Here is a 20,902-nt window from a genome sequence, read left to right as displayed (position 1 = left end):
CCATGACGACGAAGAAAGCGCACCTCGTGAAGTCCCTGCCGGACGCACTGCGCAAGCTCGACCCGCGCACCCTGTGGCGCAATCCGGTGATGCTGATCGTGGAGATCGGCTCGGTGTTCACCACGGTCCTCGCGGTCATCGACCCGAGCGTGTTCGCGTGGGCGATCACGGTCTGGCTGTGGGCCACGGTCCTCTTCGCGAACCTGGCCGAGGCCGTCGCCGAGGGCCGGGGCAAGGCCCAGGCCGACACCCTGCGCAAGGCCAGGACCGGCATGGTGGCCCGCAGGCTGGCGGCCTGGCCTGACCTGGCTGAGACCGAGGTGCCTGCGAACCTGCTCCAGCAGGGCGACATCGTCGTCGTGGAGGCCGGGCAGTTCATCCCGGCTGACGGCGACGTGATCGAGGGCATCGCCAGCGTGGACGAGTCCGCGATCACCGGCGAGTCCGCACCGGTGATCCGGGAGTCCGGCGGCGACCGCAGCGCCGTGACCGGCGGCACGAAGGTCCTCTCCGACCGGATCGTCGTCAGGGTCACCCAGAAACCGGGGGAGAGCTTCATCGACCGGATGATCGCCCTGGTCGAGGGCGCGAGCCGGCAGAAGACCCCGAACGAGATCGCACTGAACATCCTGCTGGCCTCGCTGACCATCATCTTCCTGATGGCCGTCGCGACCATGCAGCCCCTCGCGATCTTCGCCAAGGCCGGGTCCGCCGCTGCCGACAGCGCGGTCATGGACGGCGACGGCGTGACCGGCATCGTGCTCGTGTCCCTTCTCGTCTGCCTGATCCCGACGACGATCGGCGCGCTGCTCTCCGCCATCGGCATCGCCGGCATGGACCGCCTGGTCCAGCGCAACGTCCTGGCCATGTCCGGCCGGGCCGTCGAGGCCGCAGGCGACGTGAACACCCTGCTGCTCGACAAGACAGGCACCATCACCCTGGGCAACCGGCAGGCCGCCGAGTTCGTGGCCGTCGCCGGTGTCTCCCAGGACGAGGTCGCCGACGCGGCCCAGCTGTCCAGCCTCGCCGACGAGACACCGGAAGGCCGGTCGATCGTCGTCCTCGCGAAGGAGAAGTACGGCCTGCGCGCCCGCGAGGAAGGCATGATGCCGCACGCGCACTTCGTACCCTTCACCGCGCAGACCCGGATGTCCGGAGTGGACATCGACGGCGGCCACGAGATCCGCAAGGGCGCGGCCACCGCCGTCATGAACTGGGTACGCGACAACGGCGGGGATCCTGCCGACGAGGTCGGAGCGGCCGTGGACGCGATCTCCGGCTCCGGCGGTACGCCGCTGGTCGTGGCGGAACGCCGCCCGGGTCAGGCGGCGCGCGCCCTCGGCGTGATCCACCTCAAGGACGTGGTGAAGGCCGGCATGCGCGAACGGTTCGACGAGATGCGCCGGATGGGTATCCGCACCGTGATGATCACCGGCGACAACCCGCTGACCGCCAAGGCCATCGCCGACGAGGCCGGCGTCGACGACTTCCTCGCGGAGGCCACCCCGGAGGACAAGCTCGCGTACATCAGGAAGGAACAGGAGGGCGGGCGGCTGGTCGCGATGACCGGCGACGGCACGAACGACGCCCCGGCCCTGGCCCAGGCTGACGTGGGCGTGGCGATGAACACCGGTACCTCGGCGGCGAAGGAGGCCGGGAACATGGTGGACCTCGACTCCGACCCGACCAAGCTGATCGAGATCGTGGAGATCGGCAAGCAGCTGCTCATCACGCGGGGCGCGCTGACCACGTTCTCGATCGCCAACGACATCGCCAAGTACTTCGCGATCATCCCGGCGATGTTCGCGGCCGTGTACCCGGGCCTCGACGCGCTGAACGTCATGCGCCTGTCGAGCCCGATGTCGGCCATCCTCTCCGCCGTCATCTTCAACGCGATCGTGATCGTCGCGCTGATCCCGCTCGCGCTGCGCGGCGTGAAGTACACCCCGGGCGGGGCGGCCAAGCTGCTCAGCCGCAACCTGCTGGTCTACGGCCTCGGCGGGATCGCCGCCCCGTTCATCGGCATCAAGCTCATCGACCTTGTCATTCAGCTCATTCCAGGGATGTCGTGATGCGCCTTCCAGGCTGGATCAGCCAGCACCTCGCCGCGGCCCGCGCGCTGCTCGTCTTCACTGTCCTGCTCGGCATCGCGTACCCGCTGGTCGTGGCTGGCGTCGGCCAGGCGGCGTTCTACACACAGGCCAACGGCTCGATCATCGAACGCGACGGCCAGAAGGTCGGCAGCTCCCTGCTCGGCCAGTCCTTCGAGGACAGGCCGGAGTACTTCCAGTCCCGGCCGTCCGCAGCCGGTGTCGGCTACGACCCGACCTCGACCAGCGCGTCGAACCTCGGCCCGGAGTCGGTCGTGGACACCCTGGGTGACCCGGCGATCGACCCGGAGTCCGGAGAAGGCAACGGCAGCAAGCAGAGCCTGCTGACCCAGGTCTGTGCCCGGAGCAAGGCCGTCGGGGAGCGGGAAGGTGTGGACGGTTCCCGGCCGTTCTGCACGCCCGGGGGAGTCGGGGCCGTGCTCGGCCTGTTCCGCGAGGGCGGCCTGACCGGCAGGATCACCAAGGTGGTCAGTCTCAACGAGCCGGCCAGCAGCTACGACCGGGCCACCAAGGCCGCGAAGAAGAACGACAGCGCGTTCGTGGCCTCCTACGAGGGCGTCCCGGTCGAGCTGGCCGTGTTCGGCGAGGACTACTCCAAGGCCATCGTCACCCCGATCCGGGGTAACGCGCCCGCGAAGCCAGCCGTGCCGGGTGACGCGGTGACCTCCAGCGGCTCCGGCCTCGACCCGCACATCAGCCCCGCATACGCCCAGCTCCAGCTCGCCCGGGTCGCCAGGGCCCGGGGCGTCGAGGGGGCCCGGCTCCGGAAGCTGGTGGACGAGCACACCACCGGCCGGGCGCTCGGCTTCATGGGTGAGCCCGCCGTCAATGTGCTGGAGTTGAACCTGGTACTCGACCAGCGGTACCCGAAGAAGGGCTAGGCGGACATGACGCGAGGGCAGCTCCGCGTCTACCTCGGGGCTGCCCCCGGCGTGGGCAAGACCTACAAGATGCTCGAAGAGGGCCACCGCCGGGCCGGACGGGGCACGGACGTGGTGATCGGGTACGTGGAGACGCACGCCCGGCCCCGTACGGCGACGATGGCCGAGGGCCTGGAGACGGTGCCCCGGCGCCTGGCCCGGTACCGGGGCGCGACCTTCACCGAGATGGACGTCGACGCCGTCCTCGAACGCCGCCCGGCCGTGGCCCTGGTCGACGAGATGGCCCACACCAACGTGCCCGGCTCCCGGAACTCCAAGCGCTGGCAGGACATCGCGGAGCTGCTCGAAGCCGGGATCTCGGTGATCACCACGGTGAACATCCAGCACCTGGAATCCCTCAACGATGTCGTCGAGCAGATCACCGGCGTCACGCAGCGTGAGGTGATCCCCGACGCGATCGTCCGCTCCGCCGAGCAGATCGAGCTTGTCGACATGACACCGGAGGCGCTGCGCCGCCGGATGGCCCACGGCAACATCTACCAGCCGGACAAGGTAGACGCCGCGCTCGGCAACTACTTCCGCCCCGGCAACCTCACCGCGCTGCGCGAGCTGGCACTCCTCTGGCTCGCCGACAAGGTCGACGACCAGCTCGAACGCTACCGGGCCGAGCACGGCATCGACCAGGCCTGGGAAACCAGGGAACGCGTCGTCGTCGCCCTGACCGGCGGCCCGGAAGGCGGCACGCTGATCCGCAGGGCCGGCCGGATCGCCGACCGCACCAAGGGCGCCGAACTGCTCGGCGTGCACGTCACCCGCTCCGACGGCCTGTCAGGTGCCGACCCGGCCAACCTGGCGCGCCAGCGCACCATGCTCGAAGACATCGGCGGCACGTACCACCAGGTCATCGGCGACGACATCCCGGCGGCACTGCTCGACTTCGCCCGGGGCGTCAACGCCACGCAGCTCGTCCTCGGAGCCAGCCGCCGTGGCCGCATCGCACAGATCTTCTCCCGGGGCGTTGGCGTGACCACCGCCGCCGAGTCCGGCCCGATCGACGTGCACCTGGTCACCCACGAGGAGACCAGGCGCGCCCGGCCCAGACCGGCCCGCCGCACCGGCCTGACATCCGGCCGCCGCGCTTCCGGGTTCGCCCTCGCCGCCGTGGGCCTGCCCCTGATGACCTGGCTGCTGACGCTGGCCCAGGACAGCCTGTCCCTGCCTTCGGACATTCTTCTGTACCTGGCGGCGGTGGTCGGCATAGCCCTCGTCGGCGGGCTGTGGCCGGCCCTCGCAGCCGCCGTGGTCGCCTCGGCCCTGCTCAACTGGTTCTTCACCCCGCCGGTACACCGGTGGACGATCTACGACCGTGAGAACCTGCTGGCCATAGCCGTGTTCCTGGTCGTGGCCGTCGCCGTGGCCGCAGCGGTGGAGCTGTCCGCCCGCCGTACCGCCGAAGCGGCGCGCTCCCGGGCCGAGGCGCAAACACTGTCCACAGTGGCCGGAAGTGTGCTCCGTGGCGCCCGCCCCCTGACCGCCCTCCTCGAACAGCTCACGGAAACCTTCGCCCTGGACGGCGTCACCCTGCTCGAACGCCGGCCGGGCACGCCACTGACCCCGGACCGGCAGCGCGACCCGGCCCTGTGGACCATCGCCGCCACTGTCGGCCAGCCGTGTACCACCCCGGCGGAGGCCAGCGCCGACGTCGTGATCGACGACGAGCTGTCCCTCGTGATGCGCGGGCATGGCCTGGCGGCGGCAGACCAGCGGATCGTGGAGGCGTTCGCCGCCCAGGCCGCGATCGCCCTGCGCCAGGAACGCCTCGCCGAGCAGGCCGCCGCTGCCGGTCCGCTGGCCGAAGTGGACCGGCTCCGTACCGCGCTGCTCCGCGCGGTCAGCCACGACCTGCGGACCCCGCTGGCCTCGGCGAAGGCGGCCGTGGGCAGCCTGCGCAGTACCGAGGTCGAGTTCAGCGCCGAGGACCGGGACGAACTGCTGGCCACGGCGGACGAGTCCCTGGACAAGCTGACCCGGCTCGTGGAGAACCTGCTCGACATGAGCCGCCTGCAAGCCGGAGTACTCGGCATCCACGCCGAACCGGTGAGCGTGGCCGAGATCCTGCCCCGCGTCACCGACGACCTGGGTACCTTCCAGGTCAGCCTGCCCGGGGACCTGCCCGACATCCAGGCAGACCCGGCGCTGGTCGAGCGGATCCTCGCGAACGTGCTGGCCAACGCTGTCCGGTACAGCCCGGCGGGCCGGCCGCCCATGATCAGTGCCAGCGCGCACGAGGGCCGGGTGGAGATCCGGGTCGCCGACCACGGCCCGGGCGTGCCCGAGGCGGACTGGGAACGGATCTTCCTGCCGTTCCAGCGGTTCGGCGACCGGGACAACACCACCGGGGTCGGCCTCGGGCTCGCGCTGTCGCGTGGCCTGGCCGAGGCGATGGGCGGCTCCCTCGACCCCGAGGTGACCCCCGGCGGCGGCCTCACCCTGACACTGGCCCTGCCCGTCGCGCCACCTCCCGGAGAACGGCCCTGAATCGCGGTGCCCCTGGCGTGCTGTTGCTACGGTGCTTGCTGCCGCTCGCGGCCAGCCGGGCAACACCAGCCCGGGCGGCCACGTACCGGCACCACGGACCCCTCGCCTGGGACGGACATGCCCAACAACGACCTGTTAGCTCGGTGGGCGCAGCAGCCGGGAAGTCACGTCTTCACCCACCGGGACGCCACCGCGACCAGCGCACCTGGGTTCCTCGGGCGCGACCGTCTCGTCCTCACCGGCCCCGCCGAGCACCTAGCGATCCTGCTGCCCGGAGTGCTCAGGACCATCACGCCCGGCCACCAGCTCCTCGCCGACACCGCAACCCTGCACGCCCTCACCGCCCAGCTCCATGGCCTGCACCTCATCGACCGCACGGTCTGTCTCATGAGCACGGCCACTCCGCCCGAACCGGTCGGCCCCGCCGCCTGGTACCACGGCCCGGCCCGGGACATCGAGCACCTGCTGGACGCGGCCTGGCCCTCCAGCAAGGCGCGGCCAGGCGTGAACGGGGTGAACCGGTGGGCGTGCACACGCGACAGCACGGGCCGGCTCCTGTCCGTCGCCGCCGACGCCTGGAGCACACCGTCGATCGGCGCGATGTCCGGCCTGGCCACCCACCCGGACCGGCAGGGCAGCGGCCACGGGCGCGCCGTCGCGGCCTTCCTGCTCGCCCAGCTCCTCCAGGACCACGATCACGCGGTACTGCTCGTCGCCGCCCACTACCAGCCGGCCATCCGCCTGTTCCGCAACCTCGGCCTGACCACCCGCACACTCAGCACCGCCCGCATCCTGCCCCGGGCCCGCACCTAGCCCGCACGTTGATACATCTCGCGATGGATACATCAAAGCGTGTACTGTCGCGGCGTGGAGATCCTCACGCACGGCGAGGTGCTGGCCCGCTTCGGGCACGCGCTGTCCGACCCGACCCGTTCCCGGCTGCTTCTCGCCCTGCGGGAGGCACCGGGTTATCCGGCCGAGCTGGCTGAGCTGCTGGGCGTGTCGAGGCAGAGCCTGTCCAACCACCTGGCCTGCCTGCGAGGCTGTGGCCTGGTGGTGGCGAGCCCCGAGGGGCGCCGGACCCGCTACGAACTGGCCGACCAGCGCCTCGCGCACGCTCTGGGCGACCTGCTCGGCGTGGTCGTGGCCGTGGACCCGGCCGCCTGCCCGGCGGACGCGCCGGAAGGGTGCTGCTGATGGCCGGCGGCCCGACTCCGCTGTCCATCGCCCCCGCCGGGCCCTCGCCCGCGCGCCGGGCCCGTCTGACCCGGATCATCCGGCTGCTGGTCGCCGCGACCATCACCTACAACGTGATCGAGGCTGTCGTGGCGATCACCGCTGGTACGGTCGCTGACTCCACCGCGCTGGTCGGCTTCGGCCTGGACTCGGTCATCGAGGTGTCCTCAGCGCTCGCCGTCGCGTGGCAGTTCTCCAGCGCGGACCACGAGAAGCGGGAGAAGGCGGCGCTGCGGGTCATCGCGGTGTCCTTCTTCGCTCTCGCCGCCTACGCGACCTTCGAGTCGGTGCGCGCCCTGGCCGGGCAGGAGCGGCCCGAGCACTCCAGCATCGGGCTGATCCTGGCCGCCGTGTCCCTCGCTGTGATGCCGGGACTGTCCTATGCGCAGCGCCGGGCCGGACGCGAACTCGGCTCCCGCTCGGCTGTCGCCGACTCCAAGCAGACCCTGCTGTGCACGTACCTGTCGGCGGTACTGCTCGTCGGCCTCGGCGTGAACTCGCTGTTCGGCTGGTGGTGGGCCGACCCGGCCGCAGCACTCGTCATCGCCGCCGTCGCGGTCAAGGAAGGCCGCGAAGCCTGGCGTGGTGACAACTGCTGCGCCGTACCCGCGTCGGCTCTGGGCACCGAGCCGGCAGAGGACGCCTGCGGGTGTACTCCGGGCTGCGCCTGCTGCACGGAAGCCTGAGCACGCCCGGCTCCATCACAGTCCCCGGATCGGGCGCTGGGCGCGGGCGGAGTAGAGCAGCACGGAGGCGCTGACCGCGACGTTGAGCGAGTCGGCCCGTCCGTACATCGGGATGGTGATCTCCGGCAGGCCCAGGCCCAGCCAGCCGGGGCAGATCCCGGCCCGCTCGTTGCCGACCACCAGCGCGACCCGCCCGCCGAACCGCACCTCGTGATAGGGCGCGGCCGCCGGGGAGACCGTGGCGAGGAAAGTGCTGAAACCGTGGGCGCGCAACCAGTCCTGCGCCCCGGCCGGGTCCTCGAACTCCAGCACGGGTACCCGCAGGTTCATGCCACGGCTGCCCCGGAACACCTTCGGGTGGGCGAGCCGGGTCCGGCGGTTGGTCAGGATCAGGCATGCAGCCCCGCACGCGTCGGCGGTCCGCAGCAGGGTACCGAGATTGCCGGGGATCTCGATCGCGTCGGCGACCAGGACCAGCGCCTCCTCGCCCAGCCGCACGTCACCCGGCTGCCAGGCGGGCAGCGGGACCAGGGAGACCAGCCCGTCGGGGCGCTCGCGTTCGCACAGCCGCTCCAGGACACGCTCGGAGATCCGGTACGCCTCCGGCGCTTGCCCGGCGATCCGCGCCGCCACGGAGCGGGCCTCAGTGGAGTACCCGGACTCCGGGCACCACAGGAACACCTCGACCGGCACGCCCAGGTCGAGGAGTACCTGGTGCGCCCACAGTCCTTCCGCGAGGAACAGGCGCTGGCGGCCAGCACCGGCGTTCGCGGCGATCTGGCGGGCCTCACGGACCCGGGGGTGCTGCGGCCCGGCCGCAGGCAGGTGGGGAGAGGTCATGACGAGCCTTCGCAGGGGTAGCCGGAATGCCGCCCAGCAGCGGGTCACTACCCGCACGGGCGGATCACGCGGCGGGCGTTCGCGCCGGGCCGCGGCTGGGGAAAGGCTCGTCACAGCAGCACGGGACGACGGTACGGGCGGACGTGGCCGCCGCTCAACGGAAATTAGCGGCGGCCGATGCGTGGCTGCTCGGGCGGGAGTGTGGTTGTGCCGGCCTTTCCGCGTGTGCCTTGGGGTATGTGATCTCAGCTGGGACGTCAATGCACTAGTTTCTGAGCTAATGCCCTATATGGGTGAAGTTGGCGCGGCACTGGCTGGTGCACGACCCACGGAGGCTTGATGGTGGCACGGGGGATTCTGCGGCGGTTCCGCGCCGGGCTGGCGCTCACCTGCGCGGCCGGGCTGCTGGCGCTGGCCTCGCCGGTGGCGGCGGCACCACCGCCCAGCCCGGCGGCCACGGCGAAACCCAAGCCATCACGCGCGCCGGCCGCCACTGCTTCCGGTAAGCCCTCGGCCAGCCCTTCCGCCAAGCCGTCCGCCTCGCCATCGGCCAAGCCTCCGAAGAGCCAGGCGGCCCCGGTCAAGGCGGCACCCGCCCCGGCCAGCAAGCCGCCCTCCCGGGTGAACCGTATGCCCGAGGCTGGGGGCTGCGGGGCTTTCGCCTACACGGCGGTCGGTACTGGGCCGACCAACCTGTACAAGTTCGACCCGATCCTCGGCACGATGACCCTCGTGCCCGGCACCAGCCACGCCAACGGCTACGACGCGATCGGGTACAGCAGCCTGACGGGCAAGGTCTACGGCGCGCAGGTCTCAGGCGACAGGTCCACGAACATGGTGGAGATCGACCCGGAGGCCGGCACGGTCACCAAGATCGCTTTCTCTGGCACTCAGGCCGTCTCCGACACGGCCTTCGACCAGGGCGCGGTCTCGCCTGACGGCCGCGACTACTACATCACCCGCAACAGCACCTCCGGCGCCTACGTGATCAACCTGGACTCGACCCGGGGAGCCGTCGGCAGGGTGCTGAGCAAGATCTCCGGGTACGACCAGTACGACCTCGCCTACCACCCGAACGACGGCTCCATCTACTCCGTCAACTCCAGCGGGAACCTCGTCCGGATCAACCCGTTGACCGGCGCGTCGACCGCCGGTCGCAACGTCGCCCCGGCGGCGAAGTACATGGCGATCGTGTTCAGCTCGGACGGCACGCTGTTCGCCGTGGACGACTCGTCGCCGCAGAAGGTCTACCAGCTCGACCTGTCCGCTTCCACCGCCGCCAGCCCGATCAGCATCACCACCGGCCCGAAGGCCACCCAGATCGGCACCATCAAGCCAGGCACGACCGTGGCCGACGGCGGCGGCTGCCTGCGGCTCAGGGACTACGGCGACGCCCCGGACACATATACGACGGTGTACCCGGACGGCCCCGCGCACAACATGGTGCCCGGCCTGAAACTGGGCGCGGGTACAGACCAGGAGCCCAATGCCCGCCCGTCCGTGGTCAACGGGGTGACCGGCAGCCTCGACGGGCGCGGCGACACCTTCGACGACGGGGTCGCCACCTGGCCGGTACTGCGTACCGACAGCACGAGTTACGCGATCGACGTGGCGGTCACCAACACCACGGCCGCGCCGGTCACGCTGGCCGGCTGGCTGGACTTCGACAACAGTGGCACGTTCGACGATGGCGAGCGGGTCACCGCGACCGTCGCGGCCAGCGCGACCACGGCCACGCTGACCTGGTCCGGGCTGTCCGGCGGGGTAGCCGGCCTCAGCTACGTGCGGCTGCGGTTGTACGACTCGGCCGTCACAGAACCCACGCCCAGCGGCGGGCAGGCCGGTAACGGCGAGGTGGAGGACTACCCGCTGAGCGTCCGGCCGCCGGCCACTGACCTGTGCACGTCCTCGGTCTACGTGTCGCTCGGCACCGGACCGACCGACCTCTACCAGTTCAACCCGCTGCTGGGCACCTCGACGCTGCTGGCGAACACCCGCTATGCCAACGGATACGACGCGGTCGGGGTCAGCGGCGTCAACGGCCGGGTCTACGGCACGACCCGGGGCGCGGACAAGTACACGAAGCTGGTCGAGATCAACCCAGCGGGCGGGGTGACCGAGTACTCGTTCAGCCCGGCGCTGACCAGCAACGGCGGCTCGGTCTACGACGTCGGTGCCGTGTCGCCCGACGGCGCGAGGCTCTACGTGCATTCCAACAGCAGCGTGCCGACCTTCATCGTCAACCTCGACCCCGGCGTGGCCCCGATCGGCACTGTGCTCGGCCAGATCCAGGTCAACCCCGGCAGCAGCGGCCTCTACGACTGGGCATTCCATCCGGCCGACGTGTACCTCTACTCCGTGGACGCCTCCGGCTTCCTGTTCCGGGTGGACCCGGCGACCGGCGCGGTCACCAAGTCGAGTTCGGCGCTGCTGCCGGCTGCCCAGTACCGTGGCGCGTTCTTCGACACCGAGGGCGACCTCTACGTCCTGGACAACAGCACGCCGTCGAAGGTGTACCAGATCGACCTGTCCACCTCGAAGCCCGGAGCGTTGATCAGCCTGAACGGCGTGCAGTTCAGCCAGATCGGCGCGGTGCCGACCACCTCGGCAGCCTCCGACGCCGGCGGTTGCCTCAAGGTCGCCGACTATGGCGACGCCCCCGACTCCTACAAGACCTCAGTGGCGGCCGGCGGCCCTTCCCACAACCGGATCGCCGCGCTCGGCATCGGCGCGAAGGCCAGTGTGGAGTCCGACGCACGCCGGCCCATCGTGGCGGGGGCTGCGGGCCCGCTCGACGGCACGGGTGACACCTTCGACGACGGCGTGGCCGCCTGGCCGCAGCTGTCCGTCGGTGACACGACGTACTCGGTGGCTGTGACCGTCCGCAACACCACCGGCACGGCCGCGACCCTGGCCGGCTGGATCGACGTCGACGGCAACGGCTCCTTCGACGCGGGTGAGCGTGCCACCGTCTCCGTGCCGAACAACGCCACCACGGCCACCCTGGCCTGGTCGGGCCTGACTGGAGTCGCCCGCGGCCGTACTTATGCCAGGCTGCGGCTGTACGAGGGGACCGTGACCCCGTTCCCAGCCGCTGACGATCCGGCCCCGGCCGGGGCCGTGGCCACCGGCGGCGAGGTCGAGGACTACCGGATCCCGATCGCCTCCGCCACCCCCTGCGTCTCCTACGCCTACCTCGCCGTGGGCACCGCCCCCACCGACCTGTACCGCTACGACCTGATGCTCGGCACCATGACCCTGGTGCCCGGCGGGACGCTGGCCGGCGGGTACGACGCGATGGGCTACAACAAGACGGATGGCCTGCTCTACGCGGTCAGCAAGGACAACAAGCTGGTCGTGATCAACCCGGCGGCCGGCACGCTGGTCACGAAGACGATTGCTGGCCTGCCCTCCAATTCCTCCACCTGGCAGCTGGGCGCGGTGACAGAGAACGGGGACTACCTGGTGGTCACCGGGGGCTCAACCTCGTCCTCGGCGGTGATCGACCTGCGTGGCGAGCAGCCGACCGCGACCGCCACCAACCCGCCTGGTACCGGCGGCTGGTGGGACTGGGCCTACCACCCCGCAGACGGCCGCCTCTACGCTGCGGACGGCTCCTCCGGTGATCTGCTCTACGCCGACCCGTCGAAGAGCCCCCAGAAGGTGGTACTGAAGTCGAGCGCTGTGCCGACCGGCACCAACTACAAGGCCGTGTTCTTCGGCGAGGACGGCACGTTCTACTTCCTGGCGACCACCGGGCGGCTCTACCAGCTCGACCTGAGCTCCTCCACCGCCGCCAGCCCGATCACGTCCGCGAACGTGCCGGCTGCCGTGCAGATCAGCAGCCTGGCCGGTAACCCGGACGTGGCCGACGCGGCGGGCTGCCTGCGGTCCGCGGAGTTCGGTGACGCCCCCGACAGCTACAAGACCTCGACCGCCGCCGACGGCCCGGTGCACAAGCTCACCGCCGGCCTGCGGCTGGGCCCGAAGATCGACGCTGAGCCGGACGCCCGCCGGCCCATCGTCAACGGGACGGCCGGCGCCCTCAACGGCCTGGGCGACACCTCGGACGACGCGATCGCCACTGTCGCTGCCCTTGGCAAGGAGGACACTCGCTATGTCGCGAGTGTCAAGGTCACCAACAGCTCCGGTAAGCCGGTCACGCTGGCCGGCTGGTTCGACAGTAATCTCGACGGCCAGTTCCAGCCGGGCGAGCGGGTCACTGCGACCGTGCCGTCCGCAGCTGGCGAGCAGACTGTCGCTCTGACCTGGACAGTGCCGGCTGCCAGGCCTTCCGGTACCTCCTACCTGCGCCTGCGGCTGTTCGACGATGTGGTGGCCGACCCTTCGTCCTTCGGTGAGGCAGCCGGTGGCGAGGCCGAGGATTACCCCGTGACCGTCACGAGCTACCCGGCGATCGACCTGCGGATCGCCACCGACCCGCTGACGCTCACGCCAGGCTCGTCGGGCACGCTGCCGGTCCGGGTGACCAACGACGGGCCGGACGCCAGCGACATCCCCGCCACGGTCACGCTGACCCCGCCAACCGGGACCACGTTCGGCACCCCGCCTGCCGGTTGCGTGAAGAACGCCGACGGCACGGTCACCTGCACGATCGCGGCGTCCGACCTCGCGAAGGGCGCGACGAAGGCACTGGCCATCCCGATCACCGTGAACCCGGACGCCCCGCCGAACGCGAGCCCGCTGCCCGGCGGCACAGCCGTGGTCGGCAGCCCCCGTGACACGAACCCGGCCAACAACACCGCCCCGATCGTGATCAACACGGGTGCGGCGCAGTTCGACGTGGCCATGAAGTCCGCTACCGGGCCAGGCCCGCTCCCGCCGGGTTCCACCGCCACGGTGACGGTCGTCGCGACGAACAGCGGCCCCTCGAACACCACAGTGGACTCGACGGTGACGATCACGCTGCCGGCGAACGTGAGCGTCTCCGGGACGCTGCCGGCCGGCTGCACGGGCACCGGCCCGGTGACCTGCACTGTTGCGGCTGGCTGGGCCACCGGTACAGACAAGTCCTTCGCGATTCCGGTGAAGATCGCCTCGAACGCGCCGGTCAACAGCACTCTGTCCGGCGGTAAAGCCGTGGTCGCGGCGACAGGTGACACGGTCACGACCAACAACGAGAAGCCGTTCACGATGTCCACGACGGGAGCCAGCACGGATCTCGCGGTGACCGCCGCGACGGTCACGCCGGCGGGTGCTCTGCCTCCGGGTTCGACGGCGACGGTCATGGTGACGGCGAACAACGTCGGGCCGTCGGATTCGCGGTCGGCGTCGACGGTGACGATCACGTTGCCGTCCAGTGTGGACGTCGCTGGGCCGTTGCCGGCCGGGTGCACCGGGGCGGCCCCCATCACCTGCACGGTTCCGGCTGGCTGGGTGGCTGGTACGGACAAGTCGTTCGTGATTCCCGTGAAGATCGCCTCGAACGCGCCGCTGAACACGACCCTCAACGGCGGCAAGGCGGTGGTGACCGGCGCGGACGACACGGTGGCGGCGAACAACGAGAAGCCGTTCACGATGTCGACGACAGGTGCGAGCACGGACCTCGCGGTGACGGCGGCGACGGTCACGCCGGCAGGTCCGCTGGCTCCGGGTTCGGCGGCGACGGTCACGGTGACGGCGAACAATGTCGGGCCTTCGGATGCGCGTTCGGCGTCGACTGTGACGATCACGCTCCCGGCGAGTGTGAGCGTGTCCGGCACGCTGCCTGCCGGGTGCACCGGCACCGGCCCGGTGACCTGCACGGTCCCGGCTGGCTGGGTGGCTGGTACGGACAAGTCGTTCGTGATTCCGGTGAAGATCGCCTCGAACGCGCCGCTGAACACCACTCTCACTGGCGGTAAGGCTGTCGTGGACGGCGCGGACGACACCGTGGCGGCGAACAACGAGAAGCCGTTCACGATGTCCACCACGGCACAGGCCGCCTCCGACATCAGCGTCACGGCGACCGGCCCCGGCACGCTGCCGCCCGGTGGCTCTGGTTCGGTGACGGTGACGGCGCGCAACAACGGGCCCTCGGACACCGGTTCGGCGACGACGGTCACCATCACGATCCCGGCCGGGGCCACCGCAGGCACACTGCCGGCTGGCTGCACGGGTACCAACCCGGTGACCTGCACGGTTCCGGCCGGTTGGCAGAACGGTACGGACAAGGTGTTCGTCATCCCGGTGACCGTCGCGCCTGACGCCGCCCCGGACACCACGCTGACCGGCGGCCAGGCGACCGTGTCCAACCCGGACGACACCGTCGCCACCAACAACACGGCCAGCTACGTGATCCCGGTCGGCCCGCGCTCGGCGGACGTCTCCATCACCAAGGCTGCGGTGGGCACGGCGAAGGTCGCCCCGGGTGAGACGTTCGGCTACGACGTGACCGTGACGAACAACGGCCCGTCGATCGCCGTGAACGTGCAGGTCACCGACACGCTCCCGGCCGCACTGAGCTTCGTGTCCTCTGACCCGGCAGGCTGCACGGCCTCCGGCCAGACCGTGACCTGCCCGAAGCTCGCGACGCTGGCCGGCAGCCAGGCCTACCGGCTGACGGTCCGGCTCGACCCCGCCTACACCGGTGACGGTTCCGACGTTCGGAACACCGCCACGGTCAGCGCCGACAGCCCTGACCCGAAGCCCGGCAACAACACCGCCGAGGCTGGCCTGCCGGATGGCGGTCCCGCGCCGGTCCAGGCCGACCTGGCCATCACCAAGGCCACGGCCAACGCGGCGAAGGTCGCTCCTGGCGAGACGTTCGACTACGTGCTGACCGTGACGAACAACGGTCCGTCGGTCGCCAAGGACGTGCAGATCACTGACGATCTACCCGCCGAGCTGATCTTCGTTTCCTCCAACCCGGCAGGCTGCACAGCCGCCGGCCAGCAGGTGACCTGCCCGAAGACGGCGACGCTCGGACGGCTCGGGACCACGTCGGTCACGCTGACCGTGCGGCTCGCGTCCGGATACACCGGCGATGGGTCGGAGGTCCGGAACACCGGCCGGGTCGCCTCGGCCACCACCGACCCGCAGACGGACAACAACACCGCGACAGCGGGGGTGCCCGGCGGGAACACCGCCCCGGCGAAGGCCGACGTGAAGGTCAGCAAGACCACCGGGACGACGCAGGTCGCGCCCGGCGAGGAGTTCGAGTACACGCTGGTCATGACGAACGACGGGCCTTCGGACGCGGCGGGCGCGCAGCTCACCGACACGCTGCCGAGCGCGCTGACCTGGGTGTCCGGCTGCTCGGCCAGCGGCTCGACCGTGACCTGCCCGGCGGAGACCAGCCTCCCGGCCGGCATGTCCAAGACCTACAAGATCAAGGTCAAGCTCTCTTCCTCGTACGCCGGCGACGGCACCGGCTCCGACGTGACCAACTCCGCGACCGTCGCCTCCAGCACGGCCGACCCGAGGACGGACAACAACACCGCCAAGGCTGGCCTGCCCGGTGGCTCGCCAGCCAGCCGCAAGTGGGACCTCGGCATCGCGGCCACCAGCCCGGCGACCCCGATCCAGCCCGGCGGTACCGGCACGGTGAAGGTGACGGTCACGCACAATGGACCGTCGGACACCAACATGGCGGCGACGGTGACGATCACGCTGCCCGCGAAGGTGAGCCCGGGCGTTCTGCCTGCGGGCTGCACCGGGAGCGGGCCGGTGACCTGCACGATAGGCGGGGGCTTCGCCGCAGGTACACAGAAAGAATTTGATCTTCCGATCGTGGTGGCGGCGGACGCAGCGCCGGACAGCACCCTGACCGGCGGCCAGGCGGCCGTGTCGATCACGGGGGACACGCTGGCCAGCAACGACACCGCGCCGTTCACGGTCCCCGTCGGCGGCCGGTCGGCGAACCTGGTCACCACCAAGGCCCCGCAGGGCGGGCCGGTCGCGCCGGGGGAGGAGTTCAGCTACCGGGTCGTGATGACCAACAACGGGCCGTCCGACGCCATCAACGCGAAGGTCACCGACCAGCTGCCCGCTGCGCTGGTGTTCGTGTCCTCGGACCCGGCCGGCTGCACGGCCAGCGGGCAGAACGTCACGTGCCCGGTCGTCCCGGTCCTGGCGGCGAAGGACAGCAGGACGTACCTGCTCCGCGTGCGGCTCAGCGCGGCATACACCGGCGACGGCTCGGACATCCGGAACGTGGCCTGCTCCACTTCGGATACTCCGAACCCCGGCCCGGGCAACGGCTGTTCCGACGCCAGCACCGGCACCCTGCCGGACAGCAAGCCGGCCCCGAAGAAGATCGACCTGGCCACGGCCGTGGCAGCCCCGGCAGCACCGGTCACGCCGGGCACGGCGATGAGCATCACGGTGACGATCACCAACAACGGGCCGTCGACCAGCAACGCCGCGAACCACGTGATCACGTTGCCGGCCAAGGTCACTCCGGGCACACTGCCCTCGGGCTGCACCGGCACCGGACCGGTCACGTGCACCGTCCCGGCCGGGATGCTGCCCGGCGAGACCCGCGACTATGTGATCCCGCTGCTCGTCGCACCCGACGCGGCCCCGGACAGCACCCTGACCGGCGGCAAGGACGTGGTGACCGAACCGCTCGACAGCGTGCCGGCCAACAACGAGGCCCCGTTCGAGATCAGGGTCGGCCCGCGCTCCGCAGACGTGGCCATCACCAAGGCCCCGGTCGGGACTACTCAAGTAGCGCCCGGTGAGACCTTCGGCTACGACGTGACCGTGACGAACAACGGCCCGTCCGACGCCGTGAACGTGCAGGTCACCGACACCCTGCCCGCCGAGCTGACCTTCGTGTCCTCCACCCCGGAGGGCTGCACGGCCTCCGGCCGGACCGTGACCTGCCCGAAGATCGCGACGCTGACCGGCAGCCAGGCGTACCGGCTGACCGTCCGCCTCGACCCGGCCTTCTCCGGCACGAACGTGCGCAACGTGGCGACGGCCAGCGCGGACAGCGCGGACCCGAAGCCGGACAACAACACGGCGGAAGCCGGCCTGCCCGGCGGCGGCCCCGCCCCGGCGAACGCCGACGTCAGCCTCACCAAGGCCACCACGACCACGACCAAGCCCGCGCCGGGCGAGACGTTCGGCTACACGCTGACCGCCACCAACAACGGCCCCTCGCAGGCCAAGGAAGTTCAGCTCACCGACGACCTGCCGGCCGGCCTGACCCTCGTATCGTCCACTCCGGACGGTTGTACCGCAGCGGGCCAGAAGGTGACCTGCCCGAAGACGGCCGCAGTCGACCGCCTCGGAACGGTGACGGTCACGCTCACCGTCCGGCTCGCCTCCGGCTACACGGGTGGCGACCTGGAGAACACCGCGACGGTGACCTCCTCCACACCGGACCCGGTACCGGCCAACAACACGGCGAAAGCCGGACTGCCCGGCGGCGGGCCAGCCGCACCCAAGGCCGACCTGAAGGTTACGAAGGCCACGGCGGACAGCAAGCAGGTCGCGCCGGGCCAGGAGTTCGACTACACGCTCGTCATGACGAACGACGGGCCGTCCGACGCGACCGGCGCGCAGCTCACCGACACGCTCCCGGGCATGCTCACCTGGGTGTCCGGCTGCTCGGCCAGCGGCTCTACCGTGACGTGCCCGAAGGAAGCCAGCCTGCCGGTGGCGGCGTCGAAGACGTACACGATCCGGGTCCGGCTCGCCTCCGGGTACGCGGGCAACGGCAGCGATGTCGTCAACACGGCCACGGTCAGCTCGGCCACCGCCGACCCGGACAGCGCGAACAACACCGCCACGGCTGGCCTGCCCGGTGGCACGCCAGCAGCCCGCATCTGGGATCTCGGCGTGACGGCCACCAGCCCGGCGACTCCGATCGTGCCCGGCGGTACCGGCACAGTGAAGGTCACGGTCACCCACAACGGACCCTCCGACACCAGCACGGCCGCGACCGTCACGATCACCCTGCCGGCCAAGGTCACACCAGGCACACTGCCCTCGGGCTGCACCGGAACGGGACCGGTCACCTGCACGATCCCCGCCGGCTTCGTGGCCGGTACGACGAAGGAATTCGACCTGCCGATCGTCGTCGCCCCCGACGCCGCACCGGACAGCACCCTGACCGGCGGCCAGGCGGCCGTGGCGATCACGGGGGACACCGTGGCGGGCAACAACACCGCGCCGTTCACGGTGCCCGTCGCGGCGGCCAGCGCTGACGTGGCGATCACCAAGGCGACGGCCAGCACGACGCGCGTCGCGCCCGGCGAGGAGTTCGACTACGTCATCGAAGTGACGAACAACGGCCCGTCCGACGCGGCCGGCGTCCAGGTCACCGACGAGCTGCCCGCCGCACTGACCTGGGTGTCGGGCTGCTCGGCCAGCGGCCGCACCGTCACCTGCCCCCAGCTCGCCGTACTGGCGGCAAAGGGCAAGCAGTCCTACACCGTCCGCGTCCGGCTCGACGTGGCCTACACCGGCGACGGCACCGACATCCGCAACATCGCCCGGGCCGCCACGACCAGCGCCGACCCGAACCCGGCCAACAACACCGCAGAGGCCGGCCTGCCCGGCGGCGGCCCAGCCAACCGGAAGATCGACCTGGCGACGGCGGTGACGGCCCCGGCAGCACCGGTCACGCCAGGTACCGCGACCTCGATCACAGTCACCATCACGAACAACGGCCCGTCGGCGACCGCCGCCACGGCGAAGCACACGGTGACCCTGCCGGCCAAGGCCACAGTGGGCAGCCCGCTGCCGGCCGGCTGCACGGGTACCGGCCCGATCACCTGCACCGTGCCCGCCGGCATGATCCCCGGCGCGACGAAGACGTACGTCATCCCGCTGCTCGTCGCACCCGACGCGGACAGCACCCTGACCGGCGGCAAAGATGTGGTGGCCGAACCGCTCGACGGCGTACCGGGCAACAACGAAGCGCCGTTCGTGATCCCGGTCGGCCCGCGCTCGGCGGACGTCGCCCTCACGAAGGCCCCGGCTGGTACCACGAAGATCGCGCCGGGGGAGACCTTCGACTACAACCTGACCGTCACGAACAACGGCCCATCCACCGCCGTCGGAGTCCAGGTCACCGACACGCTGCCCGCCGAGCTGACCTTCCTGTCGTCCACCCCGGCTGGCTGCACGGCAGCCGGCCGGACCGTGACCTGCCCGCAGATCCCAGCCCTGTCCGGTACCCAGTCCTACAAGCTCACCGTCCGCCTCGACCCGGCCTTCACCGGTGCCGACGTGCGTAACGTCGCCGCTGCGTCCGCCAGCAGCCCGGATCCCAAGCCGGCCAACAACACCGCCGAAGCCGGCCTGCCCGGCGGCGGGCCGGCCCCGGCCAAGGCCGATCTCAGCATCACGAAGTCGACTCCGGCGACCAAGATCGGGGCGGGCTCGGAGTTCGACTTCCGGTTCGAGGTCCGCAACGCCGGGCCTTCCGTCGCCACCGGCGTCACGATCAGCGACACGCTGCCCGCACCGTTCGCCTTCCTGTCCAGTATGGACGGATGTACGGCGGCCGGCCAGCAGGTCAGCTGCCCGGGCGACACGCTCGCCCCAGGAGCGGCCGTGACCCGGACGATCCGGGTCCTGCTTTCCCCCGCCTACACCGGGGACGGCTCCGACCTGGCCAACACCGCGACGGTGTCCAGCGGCACCGCCGACCCCGTACCCGGCAACAACAGTCACACCTGGCGGCCGCCGGACGGCATGATCACCCGGCCGGTGACCGACATGTCGGTGACCAAGACCCTGGCCGACGGCAGGGCGATCGCACCCGGCGAGACCTACGACTACATCGTGACCGCCACGAACAACGGCAAGGCCACCGCGGCGGTGAACGTCATCGTCATGGACCCGCTGCCGCCGATGCTCAGCTTCGTGTCGTCCACACCAGCCTGTACCGCACAAGGCCAGCTCGTCACCTGCCCGGTCGTACCCAACGTCGCGCCCGGCGACGACCTCGTCTACACCGTCACCGTCCGGCTCGACCCGGCCTACGCCGGCGACGGGTCTGACATAGCCAACATCGCCAAGGTCACCGCCGACAACGCCGACAACGACCTCGACAACAACTCCTCGAAGGCTGACGGCGTACCCGGCGGCAAGGTCAAGCCGCCGATCGCCGACGTGGCCCTCACCATCACCGAGCCGGCGAACCTCGTCGTACCGGGCGACGCGGACAAGGTGCTGGTCCACCTGACCAACCTCGGCCCGTCGAGCGTCCGCGAGGACACCCCGGCCGAGATCGTGATGCCACCCCATGTCACGGCAGGCACGCCTTTGCCGTCGAACTGCACGGCTGCCAGTGCCGGGACCGTCGTGAACTGCACGGTGCCGCCCGGCCTGCGCCCCGAGTCAGCCCGCCGTACCGAAGCTGCCACGACCTTGACCATCCCGATCGTGATCGCGGCCGGCGCACCCGGCAACAGCGTCCTCACGCCCGGCACCGCCCGCCACACCCGCGCCAGCGACCCGGTACTGGAAAACAACTCCGCCACCTGGAAAGTCCGCACAGGACCGGCGCGCCCCGTGCCGCCAGCCCCCGTGCCGCCGATCCCGGTGACCGGTACGCCGTTCTGGGCGATCGCGGGCTGGGGCCTCGGCTGCCTGGTCATCGGAGCCCTGCTTCTCGTCCTCATCCGCCGCGACCAGGAGGCCTGAGCCC

At 70.8% G+C, this 20,902-nt stretch carries 8 protein-coding genes; 7 read left to right on the top strand and 1 reads right to left on the bottom strand.

The features are described 5' to 3' along the window. Nucleotides 1-2 precede the first annotated feature (2 nt). From kdpB to A3G1_RS0115345, 6 genes are all read left to right on the top strand, one after another. Nucleotides 3-2,072 carry a potassium-transporting ATPase subunit KdpB gene (kdpB, locus tag A3G1_RS0115375; RefSeq protein WP_083936942.1) on the top strand — a complete coding sequence of 690 codons (2,070 nt, stop codon included), beginning with the start codon at nt 3-5 and terminating at the stop codon, nt 2,070-2,072. Next, the gene (locus A3G1_RS0115370) at nt 2,072-2,992 is read left to right on the top strand and encodes a potassium-transporting ATPase subunit C (RefSeq protein ID WP_018350369.1); all 921 of its coding nucleotides are present in this window, start codon (nt 2,072-2,074) and stop codon (nt 2,990-2,992) included. The genes kdpB and A3G1_RS0115370 overlap by 1 nt, the downstream gene beginning before the upstream one ends. A 6-nt stretch (nt 2,993-2,998) precedes the next feature. After that, on the top strand, nt 2,999-5,530 hold the full coding sequence (locus A3G1_RS0115365) for a DUF4118 domain-containing protein (protein WP_018350368.1): 2,532 nt from the start codon (nt 2,999-3,001) through the stop codon (nt 5,528-5,530). 117 nt (nt 5,531-5,647) lie between these two features. After that, complete coding sequence (locus A3G1_RS38605; protein ID WP_018350367.1) at nt 5,648-6,343, top strand: GNAT family N-acetyltransferase; 696 nt, start codon at nt 5,648-5,650, stop codon at nt 6,341-6,343. Nucleotides 6,344-6,397: 54 nt separating this feature from the next. Further along, entirely contained in the window at nt 6,398-6,727 is a 330-nt protein-coding gene (locus tag A3G1_RS0115350) for an ArsR/SmtB family transcription factor (RefSeq protein WP_018350366.1), read from the top strand. Then, entirely contained in the window at nt 6,727-7,452 is a 726-nt protein-coding gene (locus tag A3G1_RS0115345) for a cation diffusion facilitator family transporter (protein ID WP_026212160.1), read from the top strand. The genes A3G1_RS0115350 and A3G1_RS0115345 overlap by 1 nt, the downstream gene beginning before the upstream one ends. A gap of 15 nt (nt 7,453-7,467) precedes the next feature. Here A3G1_RS0115345 and A3G1_RS0115340 read toward each other — a convergent pair whose 3' ends face one another. Continuing rightward, nucleotides 7,468-8,292, bottom strand: a complete 825-nt coding sequence (locus A3G1_RS0115340) for a TrmH family RNA methyltransferase (protein ID WP_018350364.1) — start codon at nt 8,290-8,292, stop codon at nt 7,468-7,470. 339 nt (nt 8,293-8,631) lie between these two features. Here A3G1_RS0115340 and A3G1_RS35060 point away from each other — a divergent pair, with 339 nt between their 5' ends. Beyond that, on the top strand, nt 8,632-20,898 hold the full coding sequence (locus tag A3G1_RS35060; RefSeq protein ID WP_018350363.1) for a DUF6923 family protein: 12,267 nt from the start codon (nt 8,632-8,634) through the stop codon (nt 20,896-20,898). The last annotated feature ends 4 nt before the right edge of the window (nt 20,899-20,902 follow it).

Origin of the sequence: Longispora albida DSM 44784 (genome assembly GCF_000379825.1) — a bacterium.
GTDB classification, from domain to species: Bacteria; Actinomycetota; Actinomycetes; order Mycobacteriales; family Micromonosporaceae; genus Longispora; species Longispora albida.
Note: the sequence above shows the minus strand (reverse complement) of the source record. Positions and strands in the feature narration are given on the sequence as shown.

Bases quoted from the DNA above. Each gene is read 5' to 3' on its own strand.
- A3G1_RS0115370 (WP_018350369.1), top strand. From the start codon at position 2,072: ATGCGCCTTCCAGGCTGGATCAGCCAGCACCTCGCCGCGGCCCGCGCG.
- A3G1_RS0115340 (WP_018350364.1), bottom strand. From the start codon at position 8,292: ATGACCTCTCCCCACCTGCCTGCGGCCGGGCCGCAGCACCCCCGGGTC.
- A3G1_RS38605 (WP_018350367.1), top strand. From the start codon at position 5,648: ATGCCCAACAACGACCTGTTAGCTCGGTGGGCGCAGCAGCCGGGAAGT.
- A3G1_RS0115365 (WP_018350368.1), top strand. From the start codon at position 2,999: ATGACGCGAGGGCAGCTCCGCGTCTACCTCGGGGCTGCCCCCGGCGTG.
- kdpB (WP_083936942.1), top strand. From the start codon at position 3: ATGACGACGAAGAAAGCGCACCTCGTGAAGTCCCTGCCGGACGCACTG.
- A3G1_RS35060 (WP_018350363.1), top strand. From the start codon at position 8,632: ATGGTGGCACGGGGGATTCTGCGGCGGTTCCGCGCCGGGCTGGCGCTC.
- A3G1_RS0115345 (WP_026212160.1), top strand. From the start codon at position 6,727: ATGGCCGGCGGCCCGACTCCGCTGTCCATCGCCCCCGCCGGGCCCTCG.